Consider the following 25,087-nt stretch of genomic DNA (forward strand, 5'->3'; position numbering starts at 1 on the left):
TAGGACGCTGTTTTCGCCCGTAAAACAGGGGATAACGAACTGCTACAGGAATTGGCGACAGCCTTGCTGGAGCGTGGAGCAGAACGTTTGGTGCTAGCCTGTAACGAAATTGAGTATCCATTGATTTTGTTACGATAGGCAGTTTTGCACCTTCGCCTATGCTTGGCCAGGCCATCGCCTAATCACGGACCAAGGAAAGAATCCGAGTAGCAACGTGATTTAGTCGGATTAAACCCCGCGCCAAAAGCACGGGGATAACCTTCACTACTCAGTCGCGGCTTCAAGCGTTATCACTTCATCCCCAGAGACGTTAACCACATCATCGTTAGCGCTGTCTTTCAAGATGATAGCTTGTGCCTGCATGAATTTCCATGCCGCTGGCACGTTTTCGAATACCACCTGATTGAACTGGCTATCTCTCAGAAATGAGATATCTGTCGCTTTGGTATTCTTGAATTTCACATTTTCGAAATGTAACCCACGATGGAAAGCATCGCGCTCAAAAGCAAAACCGTAAGCGCTCTCCATCTCGGCAACAGTCATGCCGTCAACCAGAATACTGTTTTTCTTGCTAGTTCCGTCGATCGTCACGTTCTTCACCGTCACGTCGCGGAACTGTGCAGGCTCGCTGGCGGGCACTGTGTCATTAACATCAGCAGCATATTTAATGGTGAAAACAAACGGCTGTTCGTTAATTGCTACCATCGCATTATCACGGAACAACACGTCACGCGCACCACCGCCATAGTAAGGGCGGCTCTTCATACGCAGGCCGACAAAAGTGAGGTACATCACATTATCTTCTGCACGGATCTTTTCAATCCATGCACCGGTATGACTCCCCGCCACCACCGCACCATGGCCGTTACGGAAATAGTTATTGAAGATCCAGGCACCGCTCTGCGCTTTCTGAGAAAACTCCTGCACGCCAGCACCAAAGCCCGCGGCAAAGTTGACGCAGTCATCGCCGGTATCAAAGAAGTTATTGAATACCATCACATTCTGGCTATTACCGAACTCAATACCGTCGGCGTTGTTGGCATCAAAGGTGGTGTGCGATAACGCATTCATCACCACGTTCTCAGACTCCAGCACCATCACACCGTGGAACGCCGGGTTGAGGATTGTCAGGCCATCAACGTACAAATTACGGATACCGCGCAGGGTCATCAGGCTGGAACGGCGGTTTTTGTACGCCTCTGTCAACGACATCCCCTCATCCACGGCAACCGCAACCTGAGACTTCGCCAGAATACCGTCGTTGTGAACTTTGTCTTCTTTACTGGCGCGGTACTGCGGCAATTTATTGCCGACTTCATCGGCGATCTCATCTACACCGCCCGCACTGATGCCACGCGTCCAGCCATTGCCATCGATAGTGCCTTTACCCACGATACGGATATTTTCAAAAGTCCCCGCATGGGTGCTGCCTTGATCTTTCGCTTCCAATACGTTCAACAGCGATGGCGGGCGTTTTGGCAGCGGTGCTGGTGAGGTATAAGGATACAAGGTATACCCCTTTTCCAACGGATAGTCAGCCGCATCGGCAGAACCCAGCAGCACGGCATTTTCGGCCACTTCAAAGGTCATGTTGCTGTGCAGGAACAACGCCCCGGATTTGTATATGCCTTCAGTCAGTTGCACTTTACAGCCCTGAGAATAGCGCTCAAGCGTACAAGCATCGATGGCACTCTGGATCGCAGCCGTATCCAGCGTCGCCCCATCGCCTTTTGCCCCAAAGTCTTTTACGTCAATAAGATAGGGCTTGGCCGTGGTTTGCTGTTTCACAGTTTCGCTGTCTACCGACTCTTTACCATCGGCATAAACTGCACGGACGGTGAAACTGTATTCGGTTGCTGGTGTTAAGCCGGTCACCGTAAAGTTATGCAGACCAATCTTGGTGTGCCAATCTTCGCTGTCGATATGCTGATAAAAATTATCAATATAAGGTTTGGCTGGTGAGTGCAGATCGTGATTGGCATTAGCGCTGCCAATCAGTTGGCCGTTCACGTAAACGTTGTAATCTTTGATATCGCTATATTGCTCCGGTTTTTCCCAGACTAAAACCACACTGCCCTCATCGAAGGCCAGAGTGGGCACCTGCACCTTCTGCGGTGCCTTAGAACGATCTACAACGTTGTTGTCGCCACCACCCGAAGTATTGTTGTTATCTGGAGTGTTATTGTTGTCCGAGCCGTTATTGTTGTTCGGAGAGTTATTGCTATTCGAAGAGTTACTGTTGTTCGAAACGTTATCACTGTTTGAAGCGTTATCACATCCCATCAGTAAGCCACTGAGAACCACAACGGCACCGAGAGTCAGACTTGGTTTGGGTAAAGAATAAAACATGCAACCTCCTGTATGATGACTATCACGCACTAAGAGCCCTCTTCTTTTATATCCGTTACCTTCCAATCCGCGCGCCATAACTTTCTACCTGCAACGCAAATTATTCAGGGCGAGACGTAATAACAAATTTTTAGAAAAAGGTTAAAAGTAAAATTAACAGCACAACAACATCAGAGTACTTTTTTAATAGAATAAAAAACCCTACGAAATATTATCGCATTCTCAAAAAAACGTTTTTTCACACCTATTTAAAAGTGAAAATAAAAATATGGTTTTACCGGCAACCACTAGGTAAGAAATATCCCACCCATCACACCCACTTATAAACCCCTCTTAACTAAGCAGGAAAAACAAAATACCACAAATAATAAAACATCGTTTCATTAAAGCATGTTGTTATCTTTTTTTCGCGACAGAGCTCAAGTTTTTACCTCCAACTCGCTAAATTTTTAGCAAAAGGATCACTATCAGGGCAGTGCTATGAACGTTTTTTGTTCAAGTAAAGGGCGTGTTAAACCGTTATCCCAGCGTAAGTATCGCAAAAGCAGATATCACACAACGCGTTCCACTCGCTGAGATCCCCCCAAAGATGTGCTCACCGTTTTCCTGAGGGATCACTTGGCATAATGCAAAAATACGGATCTCCCCTGACGGAAGTAAAATGATGCCTCAAGCATGCAGCCGCAGCTAAAGCCCCGTCGCTACCTGCCAGCATTTCACACTGGCAGTGTAAATAGGTTAAATTGATTTTTTACAATAAAAATAGTACTTTAACGTGAATTATTTTACCGAATACAGGATCCCATATGCCAATAATTCAATCCATTGAACGCGCTTTGAAGATCCTGGATCTTTTTAATGAACAGACGACAGAGCTAAAAATCACCGAGATCAGCAAGCTGATGGGGCTGAGTAAAAGTACCCTACACTCAATTCTCAAAACATTGCAGTTGCACGGTTATATCGACCAGAATCGCGAAAATGAAAAATACCGTCTTGGTATGAAACTGGTCGAGCGTGGCTACTTCGTTGTCGCATCGATGGATATTCGGCAAAAGGCCAAAGGTTGGCTTACCGACCTTTCGCTAAAAACGGGGCAAACCACACATTTGGGGATCCTGGAAGGAGGCGAAGGTGTTTATATTGAAAAAATTGAAGGGAAGCAGGCGGCAATCGCTTATTCACGCATTGGGCGGCGATTGCCCATTCACTCCACCGCAATGGGTAAAGTATTGATTGCCTGGCTGAACGATGCAGAGCGTGATTCTTTACTACTGGACTATGACTATACCCTGTATACCCAAGCGACCCTCCAATCGCGAGCTGCATTGCTGGAAACGCTGGTTCAGGTCCGTCAGCAGCATTACGCCATCGATAACGAAGAGAATGAACCGGGTGTGCGCTGCGTTGCGGTACCCGTTTGGGATCACGAAGGAAAAGTCATTGCCGCCCTGAGCCTGTCTACGCTGATCTCGCGGGTGAATGACAGTGAACTGATGCATTATCGTCAACTACTTCAAGAGACGGGATACCAGCTATCGCTCGAACTGGGCTATCCCGGTACATCACCAAGATAGCCCATCCGGCAACAGGTTATTGTTCAGCCGCTGGTTGGTAACTGAAGTAGTCAAAATCCGCGTAACAACCGTCTCCGCTGATGTCTTCGCAATGTAAGCCGACAAACGCCCCGGTAAAGAAGCCTCGCCCGGCGATGTAATCGTCTGAAAGCTTCCATGACTCAAACCGCAACGGGATCGGTTGCCAGTGCTCACCATCAAACGAATAACTATAGCCATAGTGAAGCGGCTCCACGTCTACCCTTAGCCAAACTGTCTCAACATCCTCAGGTACAAGAACTGGCGTTTCGTGCAGTGGCCAACTGGGTACGTTGCGATCCAACTGCGTTATCTTGAGCGTTCTTCCAACCCCCTCTTCCCGGTCAACAAAACAGTAAGTCCAGTTTTTGGTGTTGTAATAACAGGTTAAACCCGCACTTTGCTGAAAATGTTGCGGGGAAAACTGCATGCACGTCTCGGCGCGGAAGGCAAAATGCTGCCAGCGACGGGCAACGGTAGACTGGGTAAAGGTGGAGATCAGAGAATCATTGCCGTACAGGCGCAGAAATCCTTTACGCACGGTGAGAGAACCCAGCTGTTCATCAAAAGGAATGCGCAACGTCTGCAGGTGAGGATTCAACACAGCAGAATCGAAATCGTCACACCAGCACGCTTCCACTACCGCTTCCTGCTCTTTCATTTGCGGGCCAGCAACCGTTACTGCGGCCTGTTTCCCCCCCTCAACCCACGGCCAGTCATCGCGCCAGTAGATCCGTGCAATTCCGGTTTCCCGGCCCAATGAACAATATCCGCGCCCACCGGAAGCAAGCAGTGGCACGCCAGGTAAGCGCTGCGGTCTGCTGGTGAGATAGGCCATGTACCACTCGCCGGTGTGCGTTTCCAGCAATGAGCCGTGGCCACTCTTCTGCAATGGGTTTTCCGGAAGATGCCAACTGGTCATCATGGTAACGTCCGGGTGCAATTCGTATGGGCCATCAATGGTTCGCGAGCGCAGCACCACTACGGCATGCTCGTAGCTGGTTCCCCCTTCAGCTACCATCAAATAGTAATAACCGCCTTGCCGATAGAGATGTGCGCCTTCGGTATAGCGCAGGGCTGTACCGGTGAACAGAGTTTTTCGCTCAGGGGACAGCGCCTGCCGCTGCGGAAAATATTCCTGTAACACTATCGTGCAGTGTGGATCGCTGTGATGACGCGGCCCCCACGGGCGATAAATGTAGTATTTTCGCCCATCATCGTCATGAAACAACGACGGGTCAAAACCACCATTCCCCATCGAGATGGGCTCACTCCACGGCCCTTCAATCGATGGAGCGGTCACCAGATAATTGCGACCGTTTTTCCACGGAGAGTCCACAACCTTCACATCGGTGTATAGCAGCCAGAACAGGCCATCCGCATAGCTCAGGCAAGGGGCCCAAATGCCACCGGAATCGGGATTGCCCTTCATATCCAACATCGAGACGCGGTCGAGAGGGCAACTGACCAGCGACCAGTGCTTAAGATCCCGTGAATGGTAAATTCTGACACCAGGGAACCATTCGAAAGTCGAAGTAGCAATGTAATAGTCTTCCCCCTGCCGACACAATGAAGGATCGGGGTTAAATCCAGTTAAGATCGGGTTTTGAATCTGATACATAGCATGTCTCCCTTAGTTCGATGTCGCCGTAGCAGCAACCAGACGCTCTTCTTCTTTCCGCGCCCGGCCTCTTAAGAGTTCCTGGCTTATCTCTTCCACCCGCTGGCTGGTCAGTTTGTAGAAGGAGAGCATGATGAACATCCCCACATACAGCACGACCGGCACAATGCAGAACAGTATTTTGATGGTGAATAATACGTTGTCGGGCTGGACGGTATTGCTGGCAGAATAGTTCACAAACGCCAGGATCCAGCCAACAAGTGCTCCCCCCAGGGCGAGGCCTATTTTCAGGCTGAACAGATAGGTTGAAAACACCAGACCATCAAGACGACGCCCACTCCGGCTCTCTTCATAATCGACCACGTCTGACGCCATTAACCATTGCAATGGTGTGGTGGTATTAAAGACAAACAGGAACACAATATTCAACGCGAAGATCATGGCTATATTTTCTATTGGGGTCAAAAATATCAGTATGCTAAGCAATGAATAAATAACAATAATTCCTTTAAATGATGTAACGCGATCGAAACGGCCTAAAAGCCGTGAAGAGCACAGCGAACCCAGCATGGCGGCTATACTGCCGTATAACAAAAATTGCGTGGCAAGCTCAGGATGGTCCATAACATATTTGACAAAATAAAGAGTAGCCCCGCCGCGCACCACGTTAGAACAAGTTGCCATCATTTTGAACACACACATTATTCGCCATTGGGTATTACCTAACAGTAACTTAAGGTCTTTTGACACCGATGAATTTGGTTGAACCTCAAATTGGTAGCGTTCTTTGGTATTAAAAAAACAGATGAGAAGTAATACGACGCCACTTAAACCCAATACGCCCATAGCACCGAAATAACCGACCTGTTCGTTCCCTTTGCCAATAATAGAGACCAATGGTAAGGCTACTCCGCTAATCGCCAGCGAACCTGCTGCTGCGAGGAAGAAACGCCAGGATTGCAACGCATGTCGTTCTTTGGGATCTGCCGTTAGTACACCAGGCATAGCGCAATATGGCACGTTAACGAAAGTATAAACTAGCGTTAACAATATATAAGTAATTGATGCATAGATTATTTTTCCCTGTTGTGAAAAATCAGGCGTATAAAAAGTCAGAACACAAACTACGCCAAAAGGAATTGCTCCCCATAACAAGTAGGGACGGAACTGCCCATGACGCGTACGCGTTCTGTCAACGAGTAATCCCATCAACGGGTCGGTGACTGCATCCAAAATCCGGGAAACGAGGAACAGCGTTCCCATAATCCCTGCTGAAAGTCCAAAAACATCTGTGTAGAAATAGGCCAATAAAAACATTGTCGCCTGCCAGACAAAACCGCAGGCGGTATCACCCAACCCATAGCCGATTTTATCTTTCATGGTTAATTGCATTTCTAACCCCCCACTTATGATGTGGCATTGAATGTCAACGGAGGTATCTACAAAATGAGAAAACGTAACAGCCAGCACTTTGTAAAAAACCCTTGGTAGTGCTTTTACTCATTATCTATTTGACGATGCAATAATAGGAATTTCAGGCAAACTTCAACAATGACAATATTTAATTTGATAATTATGATTTTTAGTTTTTGTGATAACACCAACACTTGAATACTTTAGATAACTCATGCAATATTACTTAAAATATTCAGATGTAAAAAAGCAGAGTTTTCAATAAGTCGAAAACTCTCTGATTGAGAAATGAGTTTATTACCGGGCAATAATACCCGATAATAAATTACGCAGCCAATCTACACTTAAATACCCAGCGCTTTTTTCCCAGCATTAATGACCTCAATAATTTTATCGGTATCATAAATACATCCCTTCCAGGTTCCTCCGCTGACCGCCTGCAATGCTGCCCATAACCGGGTATCGTCGGGTAAGAAATCATGTGCATGCAGGGCCGGATGCGGCGGACGCGCCGCCAGAATTTCACGCCCTTCGTCAGGCGTGACACGCTGAGTTTCACTGCCGATAAAGTTTACACTGCCACTGAGGGTCAACCGATCGACAATAATTTCAATCATGTCATTATCGCGCAGCTTGCCAATTGGCCCGCCTGCCAATGCTTCTGGGGCGATATGCCCCAGACATGCTCCGGTCGAGACGCCAGAAAAACGGGCATCGGTTATCAGCGAGACCGTTTTCCCCCAAGAGAGATGTTTCAATGCAGAAGTGAGCTGATATGTCTCTTCCATGCCGGTTCCTGATGGCCCGCCACCGATCACTACCATAATATCGCCCGATTGAATGTCACCATTCTTAATCGCATTGATCGCCAGTTTTTCTGCTACAAACACCCGAGCTCTACCGGTATGGCGGTAAACACCGTCTTTGTCCACCACCGTCGCATCAATTGAAGTCGCTTTAATCACCGAGCCTTCAGGCGCAATGTTGCCAACTGGGAAAGCGATGGTCGGCGTCAACCCTTTGGCTTTGGCCAATCCTGGCGACATAATCACATCATCAGGGCTGACCCCATCCTGATCCCTCAGGCATTGGCGGAATTTTTGTCGCCGTTTTGACGTGGCCCACCAGTCCAGGTTTTCACCCAGAGTTTTCCCCGTTACGGTCATGACCTCTTCATGCAATAAGCCCAGTTCTCGCAGGTGTAACATCACCTCAGGAACGCCACCTGCCAGGAAGGCGCGTACGGTAGGATGATATTCCGGGCCATTGGGCAAAACGCTAACCAGACGCGGGACTTTACGGTTTATCCGCGTCCAGTGTTCTACATCGGGAAGTTTACAACCCGCAGCGTGGGCAATTGCCGGAATATGCAACAGTAGATTGGTCGAGCCACCAAAAGCGGCGTGCACCACCATGGCATTTTCGATAGCCATGTCCGTCAGAATATCACGCGTGGTGATCCCTTTTTCATCCAAGGCGGAGACCGCGCGGACAGACTGACGCGCAATCTCCAGCCACACCTCCTGACCAGATGGCGCTAACGCCGAGTGAGGTAAAGCCAGCCCCAGCGCTTCAGCAACAACCTGAGACGTCCCGGCAGTGCCCAAAAACTGGCAACCACCACCCGGTGAAGCACAGGCCCGACACCCCAGTTCAGCGGCTTCCTCAAGTGAGAGTTCGTGATTGGCATAGCGGGCACCTATGGTTTGAACCTTACCGGCGTCTTCACCTACAGTGGGAGGCAGCGTCACCCCACCCGGTACCAGTATGGTGGGCAAGTGGTGCATTGAAGCCAGTGCGATCAGAGTGGCTGGCAATCCTTTATCACAGGTCGCGACCCCGATGACCGCCCGGCACGTGGGTAATGAACGAATAAGACGGCGGAACACAATCGCGGCATCATTGCGAAAAGGTAAAGAGTCAAACATGCCATGGGTGCCCTGTGAGCGCCCATCGCAGGGGTCGCTGACAAACCCGGCAAAGGGAATGCCACCAAGCCGCGTGACCTCTTTAGCAGCGGCTGACATCAGCAACCCTATTTCCCAATGCCCAGTGTGGTAGCCAAGAGCGATAGGCCGACCATCTGAGTGACGGATCCCCCCCATGGTTCCCAACAGCAGCATCTCTTTCCCGGTAAGTTTGTTGGCATCCCAGCCCATACCCGCGTTTTGTGTTAAACCGAACAGATTACCGCTGGGCGATTCCATCAGCATTTGCGGTGTCAACGGTAATGCACCCTCGGGACCAGACGCATGGGTGCGGATAGCATAAAAATAGTCATCCTGGGCGGTAAACAGGTTCTCAAGTGACATAGTCAGTTTTCCCCATCAACACAATTCAAGTTGCTCAAGGAGCTGTTTTAACCGCGCACGGGATTGCGGCGCCAGTGGCCGTGAGGGCGGTAATGTCCATGTAGAAATCTCTCTACCGCAGAGTACGATGGCCTCTTTAATAACATTCACAAAGGGTGTGTCGAACTGATAGATCTGTGGAATTTGCAGCAGTGTCTGGTGGTATTTTGCTGCCAGATCAAGATCACCCGAGCGGTAAGCTCGCAGCAACAATACTGAGAGCTGTGGAGCAAAATTACTGCTGGCGGAGATAGCACCGTCACCACCAAGCAGTAACGTGTTGAACAAATGATCGTCAAAACCACTTAGCACACAGAAATTAGGGTGGGCAGACTTCACCGTAATGATCATCGCTCGCAGGTGGGCGATCGAGTCGATAGTATCTTTAATTCCGACAATGTTTTCACGGGTATCAGCCAGCCGTTTAACCAACGAAGGTGTCAGATCCTGCCCTGTCAGCGCTGGAAAGTTATAGAGCATCACCGGCAACGTCACACTATCAGCCACCTGCTGGTAATAATCGATCAGATTCTGTTCCGAGACTTTCCAGTAGTAAGGATTAATCACCACAATGCCATCCGCCCCGCTAGCTTCAGCGTGCTGGCTCAGATGCAACGTCTCCCTGGCGTTGGTGCCTCCGGTGCCAATCAATACAGGTACACGCCGATTAACATGGCACACGGCAAATTCGGCGATCTCTTTGCGCTCTTTAGCGGAGAGCTGCGAGAACTCCCCTCCACTGCCCAAGAAGAAAAGCCCATCGACTTCTGCAGCAATCAGGTCATCAATAAGTGCTGCAGTTCCTTGTTTGTCGAGTTGACCATCTGAAGTGAAAATAGTCGAAACAGGCGGAATTATCCCCGAAAAATTAACAGTTTGCGGCATGAGATCTCCTTAGGTTGCGCGGTGTGAATAGCATCATTAATTATTTTGTTCTACATTATAGAACAGTGTTCTTATTTATATTTTAAGATACTAATCACCCTCAACGCCGACGTAAACCTCCTCGAACGGGACAATGGTTGATTTTTTAGGCTGGATCACAAATGAGTGTCGACTGTTCTGGCATGACGGCAAAAAAGAGAGAGCGCGCGGCAGTAATAGGAGGTAGTAATGATAGCTTGTTTCAAAGTGTCACCATTCCGAATGTGATGCTGCGGAGGTAAAGGAAGCTTCTGGTAGTCGACCTATTGATTTATCAACAGAAAACGCTGGGTTTCGGATTCAGAAGCATCGATTACGGGATCAAGATCATCGATTTCGGCGAAAGACCAAATTTGATCGGATAAGACCGTAATCAGTGATCGGTTAAAACCGTAATCGATGGTCGGATTGGGCCGAAACATGCAACAGGCCAGAAAGGTGAATAATACGCTGGAAGAGGTGGCTCGCGCCTGGTCTGAAAATCACTCAAACCGTATATTACAAAGCCTTGAAATGTATTTGTTACCTTGCAACTGCCGGACTGATTTTTATCTTTACTGACCCAGAAGCGCCCTTTGAGCTCGTCTCAATGGGTAGTTCCAGGTCGATATTCCGTTCCCTTCACTAACATTGACCACAGAATGCGCGCCGTTTTACCGCGGCAACTTAGAACTGAGCGGTCGCCCGAGGTTTCAGGACTTAAGCGAAAATGTCTGACCCAGCCTACATTGACTCATTGAACACTGATGGGTCATGGCAACATCTGGTCAGCTACCGATTTTGGCACTTAACTGAATAAAGTGATCTGACAACTGCACAGGTTAACGTACATTGGTTTATTGCCCGCCAGTTGGGAATATCCGACATTGGCGTTCTGTCTGATCGACTAGGGAAACCAAGGGGTATGTCCCAAGGAAATCATCTTCGCCTTTCCGGCAAAGCGATAGCGGAAACGCCAAGCTCTAGAGCAATTGGGTTCAATGATGAGTGATAAGCCAAACCCGTCCGTTATGCTGTAAGTCTTGGCTTCAGACTTGGAACGCTTGATTTGGAGGTCGGAAAGCGGCGGTATGTGTATAGTTTTCCTAACGGATGTGTAGAACGCCTGTAGAACAGAAAACTATACACAAAACTATGCATAACCCTGAGTAGATTTAGGTAGATTTCAGTAGACGAGGGGATAGTGAATTTCTTCTTTAAGCCTTGCTGGCTGTGGGTTTTGTAGACTTTAGGAGACATTACTAGAGGAATAAATGGCGGAGGAGCAGAGATTCGAACTCTGGAACGGTTTCCCGTCGACGGTTTAAAACCCTTTCACTCGGATATTCCTCCGGTAATCAACCGGTTGCCTTTCTATTCTCGCTACTTGAAACCCACTCACAGATGCAAATTGTTAATCCGATTTTGCTACACACGGATAGCCTGTGTGTAGCACCCGTAATCAGTCTACAAGATGCCAGCAGACCCGCCAAGAGCATCTTTTAATCCTACCCTATTGATTTTGTTACGCTGTTACGACAAGTGGCTTCATACCGTAACGCCGAGAACCTTGATGTGACGGGCTGCAACGCTGTTACAATTGTTACTGATAAAAAACACCTTCCCAAAATATCGAAGTAGCATACTTTATGCGTCTAGATGTATGATGCATTAACTAAATTTTTACAGGTTTTAAACATGCCCCAGGCAGACACCCTTATTCAACTGTTTAGGTTTAAAAAATGGGCAGACACTGAGACTCTTCAAGCTATCTCTAAAGTTGATGTTTTAGCCTCCCCCAAGAATCATCACTTGATGCTCCGCTTGATGAACCACATTCATGTCGTGGATGAGATTTTTAAGGCAAATTTAACAGGGTTAGCTCATGGGTACACAGCCTTAAACACCCCAGAGACACCATCATGCCAAAAGTTGATGGACAAAATGTTATCCTGTGACGAATGGTTCATAAGTTATATCGAAAATTTGGACGACTTTTCCCTCTCTAGGATCATTCGCTTTACATTTGTTGATGGCGGGCAAGGAAAGATGAAAGCAATAGATATGCTGAACCATGTTTCACATCATGGTACATACCATCGTGGTGCCGTTGGATGGTTATTGTCTGAATGCAAAGTGACCCCACCCAAAGATGTACTCACCGTCTTTCTGAGGGATCACTGCGTGTAGTATCACTTTGTAAAATATATAGTAGCATTACTATTACAAGCAGGACAAAAACGCATAGGTAGACTGTGTGTTTACCAATAGGCAGTCTGAAAGTAATAAGATTATAAAGTAGCTAAATAATAGCATAATCAAGGAGTGATACTATGTCAAACAGCACAATATATGATATTTATTGGGAGGGGCCTTATACTATAGATGAATTTAAAAGTAAAAAAGGCGATAACCGTATAATTCATGAAGGTCACTGTTTATATCAAATTTATGGTGACCATCCATGTTATGGTAGAGATGTACTCTTGTACATTGGTAAGACAAAAAATATGACCAATAGACTCTGGCAGCATAGCAATAGATATTCATTTGAATGTGAGTCCGTAAAAATATTTGTTGGATCATGTGGAATCTTTGAAAGCTGGGAGAAAATGTGGGAGATAGAAAAATATGCACCTATTGATAAAAACATATTAGATGCAATAGAGTCATTATTAATCCACGCCCACCAACCAGCTTATAATAGTTCAAAGTTGCTATCTACACACTTTAAAGACCTCAACCTTCGAATTTTTAACACCAATAAAAGAAAGTCACTTATGCCAGAAATTAGCACGACATATTACCGAGGAAATATCACAGAGGAAGAAAACAATCATTGATAATTCTTTATAGTGATTTAATAAAATAACAATCGTAACAGCGTAACACCCTTTAAATACCAAAGAGTTCGCTGTTACGGTTCACTTTTTAGTTTCGTAACGAAGTAACAAACAGATAATATAACCTACTGCCGCCGTCAGTAGAATAATTACAGGCAAAACCCTCAGTATCAACACCAAGGTACTATCATCAAGCAACCAAGCTTGTATGCTGAGCAGACATAAAATTAGAGTGGAAATACAGGTTAGGATTTTCATACTGTAATTTTAACGGGCCACCGAAGTGACCCGCTAGTTTATACTAATTTTTTAATCACTGAGATATCATCATCAGTTAATATCTCTCCTTGCTTCAATGGCACCAAAGCTGCAAGAAAGTCCAGAGGGTCTTCCTGTAGTTTCTTCATACAGATATCAGCAAGCAGATTCTTCTTTCTGTCCTCAAACTCTTCTTGGCTAATCATGCCAGCATTGAGAAAAGATGATAGTCTTTTTAGCTTTTCGGTAAAGTCAGCAACGTCAATATAATCCTTGTTTCTTTGTTCCTCAATTTCCACGTCTCCATTCCTCAACTTAGCAGAGTTATAGGCATCAAATGTTGCATAGACCGCTGGAATCAATACCAGAGGTAGAAATATTAGCCCACAGATACAGGCTACTACGAACAGAATAACCCTTTGGTAACATCGCCGTTATAAATCTGGCCACTACCACAGATGATGAACGACAGAATAGCCGCAAGGGCAGGATCTTTAGCTTTCTGCATTGTTATCCCCAAACCTTTTAACAATATAACCTTTAATCAGGACACCACTTAATGACGTCATAGCAATAATTATTCCCATCCAGGCATACCAATAGTATTCAGGAATGCTCAATCTGTAAGTCATGGCAACTACTGACATAACCAAAAGTACAATACCGAAATATAGAGCATCATCATCAGGTAATGACATGTTCTTATTCAGGCAAGCACCAGCAATTCCTATTGCAAGCGACGTAGAGAGCACCAACAGCATTTCATTCAGACCACCAATGTTAGTTTTAGCCACTACAATTAATGCCCAGCCTGATAGAACTGGTAGTAATGTACAATTGGTTCTTTCTAACACTATATCTCTAAATATCACACTCTCATAAATAATCCGCCCTGTCATCCCTAATAGTGCCCCAACTAAAGTTGTGATCGCACACATCATTAACTCAGTGGAACCATTGAATAACACCGTTATCAGAATGATATTCAATACAAGTATTATTACCAGAGTTATTCCATTGGTTCTATCAATTGAAACTCTCATTTACCCCTCGTTATATCAGATAAACATAATGCTTCCATCACGACTTTGAATAGTACCTTCACTACTGTACACAAGGCTCCCAACTATTATTTTTAAAGTCACGTATATACACCTTGCCGGAACCTTGTATATTCAGTATAACCTCTGTAACTTTTTTACCTTTTGACACCAAGACGAATTTCATTAAGTTTGCATCACCATCTTCTTCGACTTCATCAAGTGCTAACCTTTCATCATTCAACATTATATATGAACTTGAAGGAAGCTCAGTATCAAGATGGAGAAGCAATGATGTTTTTGAACAAATGAAACCTCTATTTATCACTTGGGCACTACTTATTGCTGGAATCATTACGATAATGAAAAATATCAACCTCAACATAATTCCCTCTACTGTCTCCGTAATATTCTCTGAACGCTGGAGATACTGATGCCAACACGCCTTGCAGCTTCAGCCTTCGGCAAACCTTCATTCAGTAATACCAGCACCTCATCTTCTTTAGCCATCGCTGTAGGCTTCCTGCCCTTGTATTTCCCCTTTGCTTTAGCGATTGCGATGCCTTCCGCCTGGCGCTCCAGCATCAGTTCCCGTTCGAACGTTGCTATTGCTCCTATCATGGTCAGCATCAATTTTCCCGTTGGTGTTGACGTGTCGATCCCTAAGTTCAAAATCTTCAGTGATACCCGCTTACGTTGTAGGAATTCGGCAATCTCCAATAAGTGTCGAGTGTTCCTGGCTAACCGGTCCAACTTGGTGACAACAACCGTGTCACCTTCCCGCACGAATTCAAGCATCGACTTCAACTGTGAGCGATCATCTTTCGAACCACTGATGGTTTCCTGGAAGACCTTCTCACAGTCCTGTAGCGCCTTGAGCTGAGCTTCCAGGCTTTGCCCAATGGTGCTGACCCGTGCATATCCAACCCGAGCCATAAGGCCTCCTATGGTCAATAGGGCAAGGTACACTGACTGAACCGGTCAAAATGCTGAAACCCGCTTAATTGACTGGTAAAATCACCGTCTTTTTCGGGCGTCACATGACCTTGGTCTATTGCACTTGCCTAGTGCTTATTAAGAAATCAGGCCTCCCGTTTGAGAAAGGCCCTGACGATGACAGGTCGAGACAACCTGATTAAGATGTGAACAATGAAGTGATAATTTGGGGGATCTCAAAGACCGTAATCTTCAGGTACATAGTGGGCCATCAGTCCCCGGAAGAATACAGTGACAAAGGCGGCTACCCCGGCCAGTAGGGCTTCAAGCAGTAACATTCCCCAATTCATGATGTCACCCGATAGACACCAGCACGGTAATAGGCAATGAAGTTCTTCTGCCAGAGTTGGAATAGTTCACCGTAGCGGCGAATATCGCTATAGCCGGTAAACGGTTGAAACCCTGCCCCTTGACCGAAATCGAAATCCAGTGATTTTTCCAACTCAGGATACAGACCGAAATAAGCAAACTCGGTGACATAATCCAAGGTATCACCAAATAACCGGATCTCTACTGGCCGATATCCCCCTTCCGGCGAGTAATCCGGTGAACGGAAGTTCAAGATTAATTCGTCGACAGGCTTACGGTACTTTTCCAGAATAGCAATAAAGCCTTTCTGTAATGGCAGTGAACATTTCATAGCCAACCCCTTTCAGCAAAAGATACTGTTTTACCGCCACCAACAACGATATGATCCAATAATTGAACCTCCACCAGCCCCATTACCTCACGAATCCTGTCAGTAATTGCCCTGTCAGCCTGAGACGGTTCAGGATTACCAGAAGGATGATTATGGGAACAGATAATGGCAGCAGCATTCAACTTCAAAGCCTTCCTGGCAATTTCTCTGGGGTAGACGCTGGTTTCCCTGATAGTGCCGAAGAACATCTCCTGATACTGGATCACCTGATTCTGATTATTCAGAAAAATGACGGAGAATACCTCCTGCCCTCTTTCACCCAGCTTCAGAGCAAGAAAGCTTTCAGTTTCTTTAGATGACAATAATGACTCTGAGCGATACAGCCGTTGAGTTAATATCTCTCTGGCTTTATTAATAATTCGATCGTGCATGATTTTCTCCTAAGTTGATCTGCACGTTTCTTGTACCGGTAAAGAGAGCCAATATTGAATCGGCACAAAGGTATAAGAGAGATAAAGCTTTGCTACCTTCGTTATAATAACAATCAAGTCATTAATATGACCATTTGACAGACAGCGGATATATATTACAAATGAGCACCTAGCAAATCGCTTAAATTTTCACCAGCATACTTAACCAACCTCTAACCATCTGAGATATAGTAACTATGTAAAGGATGTGTACAATATGAAACAATATTCTTAAAATGTTCTGGCATGTGGCATCGTTACTGTTTCTTGCTTAACATGATTACAAGTAACCAGTTGAAATTATAGAGTAATTTGAGGTTAAAATGTCCACTCCATCCCGATTCATTGATCTTTTTGCTGGTTGCGGCGGCCTCTCACTAGGCCTCTTATACTCTGGATGGACAGGACTTTTTGCAGTTGAAAAGAGCCCGTTAGCTTTCGAAACCCTGCGTTTAAACCTAGTCGATGGAGATAAATTCCAGTTTGATTGGCCTGAGTGGCTGCATAAAAAATCTATGAGCTGTGAATTTTTGCTCGAAAACTACTCGCATCAACTCATGAAGCTAAATGGAAAGGTTGAGCTAATAGTAGGAGGCCCTCCGTGCCAAGGGTTTTCCACTGCTGGTAAAAGAAACCCGTCGGATCCCCGTAATGCAATGACGGAACAGTATTTACGGATGGTTGATTTGATTCAACCACAGTTTTTAGTTATTGAAAATGTATCTGGCTTTAACATGTGCTTTGAAAAAGGTCGGGATATAATCAATAAAAACTGTAAAACTTCTTACGCCAAATACATAGAAGAAAAATTAGAGTCTTTAGGATATAACGTTTATTCTGGGCTCATTAATTGTGCTGATTTTGGTGTTCCGCAAACCCGAAATAGATTCATAATGATTTGTGAACTTAGATGTGATGAAATTGAGCCATGTGATTTATTTAAGTCTCTAGAAAATTCTAAAGCTGATTTTTTAAAATATAAAGGCTTCGATGTCAATCAGAAAACATCTGCTAAAGATGCACTTTCAGATCTTGAGACAGAAGGCAGAGTACTCATCGAGAATATCGATTCTGGATTAAGTGGATATTATGAAATAGATTACGCATTCCCATGTAAGCCTACATTTTATCAATCATTGATGCATGCTGACTTTAATAATAGCCGAATGAATAGTCTCAGGCTACCAAAGCATAAAATAGAGACAGTCAACTATTTCAAGTCAGTTCATGATATTTGCCGCCCAGGAAGATGCTTATCTAAGGCAGAACGAGAAAGTCTAGGATCAAAAAAACATTCTTTGACTGTTTTATCCGCAACCACCCCTTCTCCGACAGTTACCACCTTACCTGACGATATATTACATTATTCAGAAGCCAGAATTTTAACTGCACGCGAGAATGCAAGACTACAATCCTTCCCTGACTGGTTTCATTTTACGGGAAAATACACGACAGGTGGAAAACAGAGAACTCAAGACTGTCCTAGATACACTCAAATTGGAAATGCGGTTCCACCACTGTTGTCTGAAGCTATAGGAAAAATTGTTTTATCCCGTTTAAATGACATTAAAAAGTCAAAGGCAAACTTGCACTTTCTAATTAATGCAGAAACTATAGGGTAACAATAAGCATAGGAGAGCACCCATGAGTCAAGAAATTCCCGAGAATAGGCCTCACTTAAAATATCAGGAAACAGAAAATTTAATAAAGGATATAAATGATAAATTAAAGAAAGGAGAAGTTACTGAGGCGGCATTGTCGACTGACGAAAAAGTATTGGCTCGTGTAACTGATGGAATATACAGACAACCAGCATCAGCGTTGAGAGAGCTGATATCTAATGCATATGATGCTGACGCTGAAAATGTCGAAATACAAACAGATGTTCCAAGATTCTCAAATATGATCATCCGTGATGACGGAAATGGAATGTCAGTTGAGTCATTGACAAACCTTATTTATCATATTGGAGGAAGCGTCAAGAACAATAGTTCTAGACGAGTAACAGGAATAACTGATAATCAAGATGTAACTAGAAGCCCAATCAAAAAAAGAAAATTAATCGGGAAAATTGGCATAGGTTTATTTAGTGTTGCCCAACTTACAAGGGAATTCACGATAGTTACAAAGCAGAGAAATACAGATTACTACTTAATTGCAGATGTATTTCTAAATAACTACTCAGAGCAACAGCTTGATGAATATGAAAAGAGGGGGAGCAGTTTCGAAACTGGTCAAGTAAAAATAAGAACTGAGCATACAGAAAATACTTTAGCTCATGGTACTGATATAATTTTAAAAAATATAAAGAAAAGTGCTAGAGATCAGTTAAAAAGTGTAGAAGTTTGGATGCAGGAATCGTCAATTGAATCAGATGAACCAACGACCACTAAAACAAAAACATTAGTTGATACGCCATCCTTCCATATTGGTTGTAGCCATAACATTGATGATTCCGAAATATTTAGGGATCCGTCAATTCCGTGGTCAGATAATGACGAACCTAAAGATAAATTTGCAAAACTTTATAGTTCAATAGTACAAAGAGCTGCAACTACAGTTGCTCCGAGATTGGAAACAGATTTAGATAATTATCTAAATATGATCTGGACTCTCAGTCTTTCCGTTCCTATCGACTACATAGAAATACATCCGTTCTTGCTTACAGGTAATGATTACCCATCAGTTTATAAGATTAGTAACCTACCAAAAGGCAAAGCTGAGGAAATAATTCTGCTACCAAATGAGTCTATATCTGAGAAATTCTCGTTAAAAACACCTGTCACTTCTACGGGATTTAATGTAAGAATAGATGGAATTCAGTTATTTAGACCTATAAAATTCAGTAATATCCCATCAACACATGCAGCAGTCAAAAAACCCATTCTTTTTATTGGTTCTGCAAATCCTGATCTATCTAAAATATCAAAAACTGACTCCGGTGGAGACTTAGCCTTTGAGGCATATATTTTATGGTGTCCTCGTGTAATTCCTCGTGAACATAATGGCGTAATATTAAGGATACATAATGCTTCTGGAGTACTTTTTGACTCTAACTTCATGAAATATCAAGTGGCTGAACATGTAATAAAAGGACAATTAACTATTGAAATTTTTGTTAGGCAAGGTTTAGACTCAGCCCTGAACATCGATAGGGAATCATTCAATATTTCACATCCTCACTATCAAATAATAACACGTTGGCTTCATGAGGCTCTTCGTCAGGTTATTGGTAAATATAAAGAAATAAAACGCTCCGTAACATCTAGCAATAAAGATGAAAAGAACGCAACATTTTCTGGAAATCTTGATAGAATAGTAAAAGATGTATCTATAATCGTAAAGAAGGACATCGATGACATAATTCCAGTAAATATTAGTGAAGACAACGTACAATTCAATAATGACAATTCAGGTACGCTATTCATTAAAAAAAGTGACTTTAGCTCTTGGTCTGAAAGCAGTAAGTCTAGAAGTATATCCATTCAATATACTGAACAAAAAACCAGAGCAATTATACAAGTTTTAGGATTGTTCGATCTGCTTGATAATTTGACACAACAAAGGCAGTCAGAGTTATTCCAAGCAATTGTTAAAGTCTTAAGCACGGAGGAATAATAAATGTCTAATCAATTTGACGATTTTAGTCCTAATCAGGATGATTTTGGAATTTCCTCTGAATTTGCGGCTTTACCTATATGTAACTTTGAGCTATCTCCTTGGGAAAAACCAAGAAAACAGTGGATTAGAAAATGCCAGTGGTGGAATCTTATCGAGAGGCATTTAATTCAGGATCAGCCTCAACAGATAGCTTTAATTCCTTTACGATATTTTGGCTTGCCTGGCGAACGGTTATTAGATATACGATTTTTCTTGTCTAAATTGAAGGCACATAATAAATCATTCTTCTTTTATGGTATCAACAATTCAAATAACTCTTGGAGTAAAGCTCAAGTACAGTTATCACAAGTGTTAGATATTGATAACGGGCTTGTTGTGAAAAGTTCATCTATTGGCCTCCATGACTTTGATGAACTACACCACGTGAATCCAACTGCTATGCAGAACATCAAAAAAAATGGTCCTTTCGATGTCATTAATTTAGACTTTTGTGACTCAGTAATATCAAAATTGCTTGACATGAAGCGCTTAGATGCAATCAAGAACCTACTTAACTATCAACTAAAAACTTCATCTGGAAACTGGCTTCTTTTCATCACAACGCGAACTGCTAAAAATACTAACTCTGCTGAAGCTTTCGAAAGGCTTAGTAAATTGTTAGATAGAAATCTTCAAGACGCTGATTTTAAAGATGAATTTATAAAGTACTATAATGAGATCCATGAACCCACCACTAATAAAATAATAAGCACTGCCAATATTACCGAAAACGACCATATCAATATTGTAGTCATAGGATTTGTTAAATGGCTATTTGGGTTAGCTGTAGCATGTGAGTGTTCCGGTAAGTTGTTGAGTATTTTACGATATGATATTGATGACACATCCAGTAATGATATGATGTCGATGTGCCTGTCGTTTAAAAAAGACATTCGCCCTTTGCATGATCCTTCGGGAGTTACTACCCCCTGTGACAATCAAGTAAATGTAACTGAACCAGAGCTTGCCAAAAGAAGCCTAAAAAAAATATATGAAACTAAAAATGTAGACAGTATCTTAACAAGTAATCTCGATACATATAAAACATCCTTGGATGAAACTCTGGACTTGTTAAATGAGTCAGGAGTTGACACCAGCAGCTACATTTCTCAACTATGTAGAAAAGATTTAGTTACACTTGGCATAACTGAGGAGGAATTAATCAGAAAAGACTCCATGAGTGTAAATGCTGAATAATATATCCTGATAGTATCAGGACCTTTTCTTGATACTATCAAATATCAAATTTATGATAGCGAATCAGTTTATGATTATTTCCCGTAACATATACATTAGGCTGGAAAGTAAGTGTAAAATAAAGATAGTGACAAAAGATGTCACCCGGAGGAACCATGGACTTAATTATTATTGAAGACGGCGAAGAATCCGCCGTAGATCTGGCCTTTAGCGAGTTGCCAGAAGAAAAAAATTGAAAAGCTGAAAAGACTGACCGAGGGCTTCAACTCTGCTGGCCTGAACTGCAAGACGCCTAGGGGCCTGTTCGTGCAGCAACTGCATGACTACGAAGCCAGATACTTGGCAGAGAGAATAATGAGGATCGTAAATGAACCAGTTCGAATTATTACCCAACGGTATTAAACGGAGTTGCTGGGAGTTGAGCAGGATGGCCGATAACGGGATCATACGGCCTTACCCTTGCTCCGTATCCCTGCGGCTAGCCAACCACTGCGACATCAGCCAGAGGACCGCCAAGAGGCATCTGAGGCTACTCCTTGCCAGTGGCTGGTTAGAGCGTTTGCCGGGAAGGTTGGCATGGTATCGGTGTTACTTTGTGACGAAACCCGAAAAGGGGAGCGTAACAGAAAATCGTTGAGTTGACGGCTTGTGACGCTGTTACGATTGATACTTCTAAAAAGAATCAATGACCTACCCTTGTCGAATAGGATGAATTTTATATCTCTGGTCTTACCGTCAGAACCAATTAGATAGCTCCCACTACCGCCAAGATTGCTGGCCTGTGGCAACACGCCCAAGGTGCAACCTACGGTGTTTACTCAAACTATCGATGTCAGTGGTGATTTTGACGGCAAGGGCGAATTCAGGGCTGAAAATCAATACAGGAAAATTAGTGTTCAAAGCAAAAGGGCCAGCCACTGAGGCGTGGGTTCCTATCTGGTTGTATTTTAAACGCTTTCTGACTGATTTTGAATCCTGTCAGCCAGACGGTGTAGATATAGGTTGTTTTTAGAAGTAACACTCGTAACAGCGCCACAAGCCGTCAACTCAACGTTTTTTCTGTTACGATTTATTTTCAATTTCGTTACAAGCGTAACAAAGGGAGCCGAAGCTCCCGATGGGTTATACCTTAAATGGCACCTCCTCAAACACAGTTTCAGGTTCTGGCTCGCTGCGGCCTAGTATCGCCCCTGAGATTGGGTAGACCCGTCGAGTTTTCTCCCCTTGTATCCGCTTGTTTACGGCGGCAGAACTCGGTAAAAAACCTTTTTCATGTAACACTTTAGCAACATTACGATGATCCAAACCATGACAGAGATCTGTTTTGAAGGACTCTGGGTAAACCCAAAAATCTTGGTCCGTCTTTATTCCCCAAGTCGGACCATTGAGGTTTTGCCCAAAACGCGAGTCACCCCACTTCAACAACTGCCCCCTAACAGCCTCGATTGCCTGGGTGGACTCATGCGAGCCTTCTCCACGTTCAACTAGCCAAGCGTCGAAGCAGAGCTTAACACAACGGAACGACTCACCTTCGGGCCATCCAGTGACATCTGAGGCTAACTCCCCTGCTGCTGCCACCAGAGCAAACCGATTGGCAGACCGTTTGATCTGCCCGTCGGCACCTTCTGGCACTAACCGCAAGAATTCAGCCATTAACACCTTCAGCTTATGAGCAAAACCAACCTTGTCCGACGCTACCTGAGCCAAGAAAGCACGGGCCGCTGTACCATAGTAAGTTTTACTATTGGTATTCAGCATTTCGGCAAAACTGGCAGCGTCGGGGTAACCGTGCAGTTCTTCGAAGAGGCCCAATCCTTTCCCTGCGTCCGCCGGGATGTCGATAAAGCGAACTTCTTGTCCTGCTCTGACTTGCCGCCCGCCCTGCCGCATCAGGTTCGACAAAGAAACCTCCCCTGCCGAAACAAAGATGAGCCGCCATGTTCTCAACTTCGCAGCTTTCCCTCCTCGATCGGCTCTCTGCTTGCTAGAGCCATTACCCATCATATAAACCGAATTAGCCGCTTCCGTTGGATTCTCATCCGCCATCTGCCCCAACTCATCAATAGGCAACGTCGAATCGTTGTGGGCAACGGCAACGCCTTCTAAACCATTGGAAGTTGCCCGCCACGTCACAAGCTTATCAGCCGCCCCCCAGACCGACTTGCAGAGCCTCAATGCCGTCGTCTTACCTCTGCTACTTTCACTACGAATGTGAAAGCCGCCAGACTCCAGTGACTGATTTAACTCCAACAAAGGGCCAGCAAATGCCGCTGCAACCATCAAAATCAGCCGACTATTTCCTACACAGTGGGATGATATTTCCTGTTGCCACTCTTCCAGTGTACCGGATTGCTCATAGCCTGCAGGAGCCCTCGACATTGATTGATAAATAACCGTTTCAGAACTAGCACCGATAGCTTCATCGGGCAGAACAAAAACATCACCGTACCAACCCGTCTGCGACACATTTCGAGCCCGGTCTATCGGTTGAACCGTAGATATAAAGCCAATTAATGCCTTGCTTTCATTGGGATCATATTGCAACCCGCGGGATGCTAGTGGCTCCAAAACTGCCGATGGATCTTTGACCAGAGCCGACCTCGGTAACGCAAAGACATGCTCATGCTGGTCTAAATCAGCAAACTTGAGAACCAATCCCCACTCTTCATTAAACTTATCTCGGGATAAAGCTACCGGATAAAGTGCCGAACTGATTTGTACTACATACTCCCCTTTTTCAGTTTCCCGTTTCTGGCATAGCCAACCATTAGCAAAAAAGTAACCCGGTGGTATCCCCATTCGAGCATGAGTGATAACCGGTTCTAGTTGACGCTTGAGTTCATCCGTTCCTTCCAACAGTGCCAGATCGTTTGCATCGGTCGGCTCTGTAGTTTCATCTTGAAATTCTGGGATGAAAATGGCACCGCCAACCAACTTTACAGCCTTCTCTGCGGCATCAACCCCAGCATTTTTCTCCTTGTATTTGTCGTTGTCAGCAACAATTACTATCGGTACATCCGTCTTAGAGCGAACCCTCCTGGCAACCTCAGGTAAATTGCCACTGTCGATAGCCATAATGCAGGTGTAGCCGGTAGCTTCGAAACAGGATGCTGTCGTAGCGAATCCTTCAGCAATCAGTATGGTGCTGTTATCGCCAGGAATAACGTAGCAGGCACCTTTTTTACCACAATTTTTAAAGAAACGCTTTGTCCCATCAGGCCTGATGCGTTGAGCGGTAATTAACTCCCCTTTATATTCATGGAGAGGGATCACCAGCTCATTGCCACGCATTAATATGCCATGACTTGATACCTGTTTCTTTATCAAGTACGGGTGCTGTTCCGAGGCACTAGTGAGCGTCTTAAGGAGTTCACCCAAGGCTAACCTATTTTCCGCCAACTGGATTTGCAATTCTTCATCTCGTTGGCTTTTTAACTTTTTTAATTCATCTACCTTCTCCTCCTGCTTCTCTGTCGATAACGAATTTAGGCCATCACTACGCCAAATGATCTCACCTAACTCTTCATGATAGCTTTTTGCTATTATCCAGTGAATCTTACCTTCTTCATCAGATAATTTTTTAATATAGCCGCTTGTACCACCTTTCTTGTCTAAAGAATCCTTGAACCGGGGATATTCTGAATCCAAGTATTTAAGTTCAGCATCCTCTGCTGCGATATTATTATCTTTCGCAAGTTGTAATATTTCCTCAAACGCTTTTTCGTTGTGTTCATCTATATTCATTTTTGCT

At 44.4% G+C, this 25,087-nt stretch carries 18 protein-coding genes, 1 tRNA gene and 1 pseudogene; 6 read left to right on the forward strand and 14 right to left on the reverse strand.

Annotated features, from left to right (window positions below):
- Nucleotides 1–264: 264 nt before the first annotated feature.
- Complete coding sequence (locus SAQUA_RS14535; RefSeq protein WP_380677075.1) at nucleotides 265–2,349, reverse strand: glycosyl hydrolase family 28 protein; 2,085 nt, start codon at nucleotides 2,347–2,349, stop codon at nucleotides 265–267.
- 806 nt (nucleotides 2,350–3,155) lie between these two features.
- On the opposite strand from SAQUA_RS14535, the gene SAQUA_RS14540 reads away from it, so the two are divergent.
- Nucleotides 3,156–3,926, forward strand: coding sequence for an IclR family transcriptional regulator (locus SAQUA_RS14540; RefSeq protein ID WP_380677073.1), 771 nt, complete (start codon nucleotides 3,156–3,158; stop codon nucleotides 3,924–3,926).
- 16 nt (nucleotides 3,927–3,942) lie between these two features.
- On the opposite strand, the gene SAQUA_RS14545 is transcribed toward SAQUA_RS14540, so the two are convergent.
- From SAQUA_RS14545 to SAQUA_RS14570, 6 genes and pseudogenes are all read right to left on the reverse strand, one after another.
- Nucleotides 3,943–5,565 carry a glycoside hydrolase family 43 protein gene (locus SAQUA_RS14545; RefSeq protein ID WP_380677071.1) on the reverse strand — a complete coding sequence of 541 codons (1,623 nt, stop codon included), beginning with the start codon at nucleotides 5,563–5,565 and terminating at the stop codon, nucleotides 3,943–3,945.
- Nucleotides 5,566–5,577: 12 nt separating this feature from the next.
- On the reverse strand, nucleotides 5,578–6,957 hold the full coding sequence (locus SAQUA_RS14550; RefSeq protein WP_380677069.1) for a glycoside-pentoside-hexuronide (GPH):cation symporter: 1,380 nt from the start codon (nucleotides 6,955–6,957) through the stop codon (nucleotides 5,578–5,580).
- A gap of 365 nt (nucleotides 6,958–7,322) precedes the next feature.
- Nucleotides 7,323–9,290 (reverse strand): YjhG/YagF family D-xylonate dehydratase, encoded by a 1,968-nt coding sequence (locus SAQUA_RS14555; RefSeq protein WP_380677067.1) that lies wholly within the window; start codon nucleotides 9,288–9,290, stop codon nucleotides 7,323–7,325.
- A gap of 15 nt (nucleotides 9,291–9,305) precedes the next feature.
- Entirely contained in the window at nucleotides 9,306–10,214 is a 909-nt protein-coding gene (locus SAQUA_RS14560; RefSeq protein ID WP_380677065.1) for a dihydrodipicolinate synthase family protein, read from the reverse strand.
- A gap of 905 nt (nucleotides 10,215–11,119) precedes the next feature.
- Nucleotides 11,120–11,325, reverse strand: a pseudogene (locus SAQUA_RS14565) (Arm DNA-binding domain-containing protein); the annotation flags it as partial.
- A gap of 182 nt (nucleotides 11,326–11,507) precedes the next feature.
- Nucleotides 11,508–11,585 (reverse strand) — tRNA-OTHER (locus SAQUA_RS14570).
- Between the two features lie 345 nt (nucleotides 11,586–11,930).
- On the opposite strand from SAQUA_RS14570, the gene SAQUA_RS14575 reads away from it, so the two are divergent.
- Nucleotides 11,931–12,422: a DinB family protein gene (locus tag SAQUA_RS14575; protein ID WP_404413021.1), complete on the forward strand. Its 492-nt coding sequence runs from the start codon at nucleotides 11,931–11,933 to the stop codon at nucleotides 12,420–12,422.
- 143 nt (nucleotides 12,423–12,565) lie between these two features.
- Entirely contained in the window at nucleotides 12,566–13,075 is a 510-nt protein-coding gene (locus SAQUA_RS14580; protein WP_380677061.1) for a GIY-YIG nuclease family protein, read from the forward strand.
- Nucleotides 13,076–13,371: 296 nt separating this feature from the next.
- Here SAQUA_RS14580 and SAQUA_RS14585 read toward each other — a convergent pair whose 3' ends face one another.
- The 6 genes from SAQUA_RS14585 to radC all read right to left on the reverse strand — a co-directional run bounded on the left by SAQUA_RS14585 (nucleotide 13,372) and on the right by radC (nucleotide 16,440).
- Nucleotides 13,372–13,632, reverse strand: coding sequence for an SHOCT domain-containing protein (locus tag SAQUA_RS14585; protein ID WP_380677059.1), 261 nt, complete (start codon nucleotides 13,630–13,632; stop codon nucleotides 13,372–13,374).
- A 195-nt stretch (nucleotides 13,633–13,827) separates the two neighbouring features.
- On the reverse strand, nucleotides 13,828–14,376 hold the full coding sequence (locus SAQUA_RS14590; protein WP_380677057.1) for a hypothetical protein: 549 nt from the start codon (nucleotides 14,374–14,376) through the stop codon (nucleotides 13,828–13,830).
- A 61-nt stretch (nucleotides 14,377–14,437) separates the two neighbouring features.
- The gene (locus tag SAQUA_RS14595; RefSeq protein ID WP_380677055.1) at nucleotides 14,438–14,758 is read right to left on the reverse strand and encodes a hypothetical protein; all 321 of its coding nucleotides are present in this window, start codon (nucleotides 14,756–14,758) and stop codon (nucleotides 14,438–14,440) included.
- Between the two features lie 8 nt (nucleotides 14,759–14,766).
- Nucleotides 14,767–15,309, reverse strand: coding sequence for a recombinase family protein (locus SAQUA_RS14600; RefSeq protein ID WP_380677053.1), 543 nt, complete (start codon nucleotides 15,307–15,309; stop codon nucleotides 14,767–14,769).
- Nucleotides 15,310–15,655: 346 nt separating this feature from the next.
- Entirely contained in the window at nucleotides 15,656–16,009 is a 354-nt protein-coding gene (locus tag SAQUA_RS14605; RefSeq protein WP_380677051.1) for a DUF2787 family protein, read from the reverse strand.
- A complete protein-coding gene (gene radC, locus SAQUA_RS14610) occupies nucleotides 16,006–16,440 on the reverse strand; it encodes a DNA repair protein RadC (protein WP_380677049.1) in 435 nt (144 codons plus the stop codon). Before radC ends, SAQUA_RS14605 begins: the two co-directional genes overlap by 4 nt.
- A 362-nt stretch (nucleotides 16,441–16,802) precedes the next feature.
- Here radC and SAQUA_RS14615 point away from each other — a divergent pair, with 362 nt between their 5' ends.
- Genes SAQUA_RS14615 through SAQUA_RS14625 form a run of 3 tightly spaced genes read left to right on the forward strand, consistent with a single transcriptional unit; the run spans nucleotide 16,803 to nucleotide 21,336 of the window.
- The gene (locus SAQUA_RS14615; RefSeq protein ID WP_380677047.1) at nucleotides 16,803–18,101 is read left to right on the forward strand and encodes a DNA cytosine methyltransferase; all 1,299 of its coding nucleotides are present in this window, start codon (nucleotides 16,803–16,805) and stop codon (nucleotides 18,099–18,101) included.
- A gap of 22 nt (nucleotides 18,102–18,123) precedes the next feature.
- Nucleotides 18,124–20,097: an ATP-binding protein gene (locus SAQUA_RS14620; RefSeq protein ID WP_380677045.1), complete on the forward strand. Its 1,974-nt coding sequence runs from the start codon at nucleotides 18,124–18,126 to the stop codon at nucleotides 20,095–20,097.
- Between the two features lie 3 nt (nucleotides 20,098–20,100).
- Nucleotides 20,101–21,336 (forward strand): PP_RS20740 family protein, encoded by a 1,236-nt coding sequence (locus SAQUA_RS14625; RefSeq protein WP_380677043.1) that lies wholly within the window; start codon nucleotides 20,101–20,103, stop codon nucleotides 21,334–21,336.
- Between the two features lie 1,122 nt (nucleotides 21,337–22,458).
- Here SAQUA_RS14625 and SAQUA_RS14630 read toward each other — a convergent pair.
- Nucleotides 22,459–25,080 carry a DUF927 domain-containing protein gene (locus SAQUA_RS14630; RefSeq protein ID WP_380677041.1) on the reverse strand — a complete coding sequence of 874 codons (2,622 nt, stop codon included), beginning with the start codon at nucleotides 25,078–25,080 and terminating at the stop codon, nucleotides 22,459–22,461.
- Nucleotides 25,081–25,087: the final 7 nt, after the last annotated feature.

It is taken from the genome of Serratia aquatilis (genome assembly GCF_044865145.1).
GTDB lineage: Bacteria > Pseudomonadota > Gammaproteobacteria > Enterobacterales > Enterobacteriaceae > Chania > Chania aquatilis.